This is a genomic window from Mesorhizobium sp. M7A.F.Ca.US.014.04.1.1, from assembly GCF_003998745.1.
In the GTDB taxonomy this organism is placed as follows: domain Bacteria; phylum Pseudomonadota; class Alphaproteobacteria; order Rhizobiales; family Rhizobiaceae; genus Mesorhizobium; species Mesorhizobium ciceri.
On the sequence record NZ_RZRW01000792.1, the window covers coordinates 1 to 838 of the forward strand.

Here is an 838-nt window from a genome sequence, read left to right on the forward strand (position 1 = left end):
GCCCCAGAAGCCGTGCACGTCGACCTGCGGCACCGGCAGCGGGCGGAAGGCGAGCTTCGGTTTCCCGGTTTTTGCGGATGGCGATGCGGTCATGAATTTACTCCATTCTATTTGACGGCCCCGGCCATCAGGCCGCGGATGTAGAAGCGCTGCAGCGCCAGGAACAGGATGAGGCACGGCACCATCATCACGGTGACGCCCGCCTGCACCGCGCCCCAGTCGATGGCGCCGAAGCGGCCCGACTGCAGTGCGGTCATCATCACTGGCAGCGTGAATTTGGATTGGTCGGTCATCAGCACGAGGGCGGCGAGGAATTCGTTCCAGGCGCCGAGGAAGGCAAACAGGGCGATGGTGACGACGCCCGGCCAGACCAGCGGCAGCATCACCTTCCAAAGCATGGTGAGATTGCCGGCGCCGTCCATGCGGGCGGCTTCCTCGATCTCGCGCGGCACTGCGTCGAAGGCGTTGCGCATCATGAAGATCGAAAACGGCAGTTGCAGCGTCACATAAACGCCGACCAGGCCGGTCAGCGTGTTGTGCAGGCCAAGCTTGGTCAGCACCAGGAAGATCGGCGTCAGGATCGACTGGAACGGGATCATGATCGTCGACAGGATGAGGATGAAGAACAGGTCCTTGAACGGAAACCGGAACCGCGAAAAGCCATAGCCGGCCAGCACGCTGACGGCGACCGACAGCACCACGGTCATCACCGAGACATAGATGCTGTTTTGGGCCGAGACCCAGAGCCCGTCGCCGAAGCTGTTGAGCGTGGCGTAGTTCTCCAGCGAGAAGCCTGATGTCGGCCAGGGCGGCAGCGGCGGCAGGCGCGCTTCGGCCG

The 838-nt window shown here is 63.4% G+C and carries 1 protein-coding gene; it reads right to left on the bottom strand.

All coding sequences use genetic code 11. The annotated features are described in order from the left end of the window. Positions 1-107: 107 nt before the first annotated feature. A partial coding sequence (locus tag EOA22_RS31535; protein WP_245478734.1) for a carbohydrate ABC transporter permease occupies positions 108-838 on the bottom strand: 731 nt, incomplete at its 5' end.